This window comes from Streptomonospora mangrovi (assembly GCF_027604915.1).
Lineage (GTDB): Bacteria > Actinomycetota > Actinomycetes > Streptosporangiales > Streptosporangiaceae > Streptomonospora > Streptomonospora mangrovi.
The window spans coordinates 1-2,846 of sequence record NZ_JAJAQC010000112.1 but is presented as its reverse complement, the minus strand read 5'-3'; the positions used below and the strand labels follow the sequence as shown (position 1 = coordinate 2,846).

Sequence of the window (2,846 nt, the reverse complement as noted above, 5' to 3'; positions counted from 1 at the left end):
AATTGCGGCAGCAACCTACTCTCCCACCCCACAACAGGGCAGTACCATCAGCGCAAAGAGGCTTAACGACCGGGTTCGGAAAGAGACCGGGTGTGACCCTCCCACCATAACCACCGCAAACCCAACCCCCAAACACCCACCCAAAAAACCCGGACAGGCGCGGGGAAAACTATGAACAATGTGCGCGAACACCCAGCATCTGCGGCGGACAAGCCCTCGGCCCATTAGTACCGGTCAGCTCCACGCCTCACAACGCTTCCACCACCAGCCTATCAACCCAGTCATCAACTGGAAGCCTTACCCCCACAACAGGGCAGGAGACCTCATCTCGAAGCAAGCTTCCCACTTAGATGCTTTCAGCGGTTATCTCTCCCGAACGTAGCCAACCAGCCATGCCCCTGGCGGAACAACTGGCACACCAGCGGTTCGTCCGTCCCGGTCCTCTCGTACTAGGGACAGCCCTCCACAAGTCTCCAACGCGCGCAGCGGATAGGGACCGAACTGTCTCACGACGTTCTAAACCCAGCTCGCGTGCCGCTTTAATGGGCGAACAGCCCAACCCTTGGGACCAACTCCAGCCCCAGGATGCGACGAGCCGACATCGAGGTGCCAAACCATCCCGTCGATACGGACTCTTGGGGAAGATCAGCCTGTTATCCCCGGGGTACCTTTTAGCCGTTGAGCGACACCACTTCCACACGCCGGTGCCGGATCACTAGTCCCTGCTTTCGCACCTGCTCGACACGTCCGTCTCACAGTCAAGCTCCCTTGTGCACTTACACTCACCACCTGATTACCAACCAGGCCGAGGGAACCTTTGGGCGCCTCCGTTACCCTTTAGGAGGCAACCGCCCCAGTTAAACTACCCACCAGACACTGTCCCCGAACCGGATCACGGCCCAAGGTTAGATGCCCGAAACAGCCAGAGTGGTATTTCACCAACGCCTCCACCACCACTAGCGTGGCGACTTCACAGGCTCCCACCTATCCTACACAAACCATCCCAAACACCAATGTCAAGCTATAGTGAAGGTCCCGGGGTCTTTCCGTCCTGCTGCGCGAAACGAGCATCTTTACTCGTACTGCAATTTCACCGGGCCCGCGGTTGAGACAGCGGGGAAGTCGTTACGCCATTCGTGCAGGTCGGAACTTACCCGACAAGGAATTTCGCTACCTTAGGATGGTTATAGTTACCACCGCCGTTTACTGGCGCTTAGATTCCCAGCGACACCCCAAAAAAGGGGCTGACCAGTCCTCTTAACGTTCCAGCACCGGGCAGGCGTCAGTCCGTATACAGCGTCTTACAACTTAGCACGGACCTATGTTTTTAATAAACAGTCGCTTCCCCCTGGTATCTGCGACCCCACCCAGCTCAAGACGCAAAGGTCCATCACCAGACAGGGCTCCCCTTCTCCCAAAGTTACGGGGACAATTTGCCGAGTTCCTTAACCACGGTTCACCCGAACGCCTCGGTATACTCTACCTGACCACCTGCGTCGGTTTCGGGTACTGGCCGCCTGCGCACTCGCTAGAGGCTTTTCTCGACAGCACGGGATCACTCACTTCACCAAAAACGGCTCGGCATCACGCCTCACCCACAAAAGGGGCACGGATTTACCAACACCCCGGGCTACACGCTTACCCCCGGACAACCACCGCCGGGTAGAGCTACCCCACTGCGTCACCCCATCACTTGCCTACACACCCATCGGATCCCCCACCAGCACACACCACACCCCGAAGGGCACGGCGCACACCAGCAGGGTTAGCATCAGGGCTATCAACATGGACGCGCACAAACGGGTACGGGAATATCAACCCGTTATCCATCGACTACGCCTGTCGGCCTCGCCTTAGGTCCAGACTCACCCTGGGCGGATTAACCTGCCCCAGGAACCCTTAGTCAATCGGCGCCGGAGTTTCCCACTCCGGTATCGCTACTCATGCCTGCATTCTCACTCGCACACCCTCCACCCCAGATCACTCTGGAACTTCACCGGACGCACGACGCTCCCCTACCAACCCATGTCTACACACAGGCTCCACAGCTTCGGCGGTGTACTTAAGCCCCGCTACATTATCGGCGCAGAATCACTTGACCAGTGAGCTATTACGCACTCTTTAAAGGATGGCTGCTTCTAAGCCAACCTCCTGGTTGTCTCAGCAACTCCACAACCTTTCCCACTTAGCACACACTTAGGGGCCTTAGCTGATGATCTGGGCTGTTTCCCTCTCGACTACGAAGCTTATCCCCCGCAGTCTCACTGCCATGCTCCACTCCACCGGCATTCGGAGTTTATCTGACCTCAGTAACCTTGTCGGGCCCATCAGCCAAACAGTAGCTCTACCTCCAGGGAGCACCACACAACGCTGCACCTAAATGCATTTCGGGGAGAACCAGCTATCACGGAGTTTGATTGGCCTTTCACCCCTACCCACAGCTCATCCCCCAGGTTTTCAACCCTGGTGGGTTCGGGCCTCCACGAAGTCTTACCTCCGCTTCACCCTGGCCATGGGTAGATCACCCCGCTTCGGGTCCACAGCATGCGACTCAACGCCCTATTCAGACTCGCTTTCGCTACGGCTACCCCACCCGGGTTAACCTCGCCACACACCACGACTCGCAGGCTCATTCTTCAAAAGGCACGCCATCACCCCACACCAAAGCAGAGCTCTGACGGCTTGACAGCACACGGTTTCAGGTACTATTTCACAACCCCTCACCGGGGCACTTTTCACCTTTCCCTCACGGTACTCGTCCACTATCGGTCACCAGGACGTATTCAGGCTTAGCAGGTGGTCCTGCCAGATTCACACGGAATTCCTCGGGCTCCGCGCTACTCGGG

Annotated in this window: 2 rRNA genes; both read right to left on the bottom strand. The window is 57.5% G+C overall.

The features are described from left to right. Positions 1–2: 2 nt before the first annotated feature. Positions 3–118: ribosomal RNA gene (gene rrf / locus LG943_RS27585) — 5S ribosomal RNA — on the bottom strand. Between the two features lie 86 nt (positions 119–204). Beyond that, positions 205–2,846 (bottom strand): 23S ribosomal RNA (locus LG943_RS27580); the annotation flags it as partial.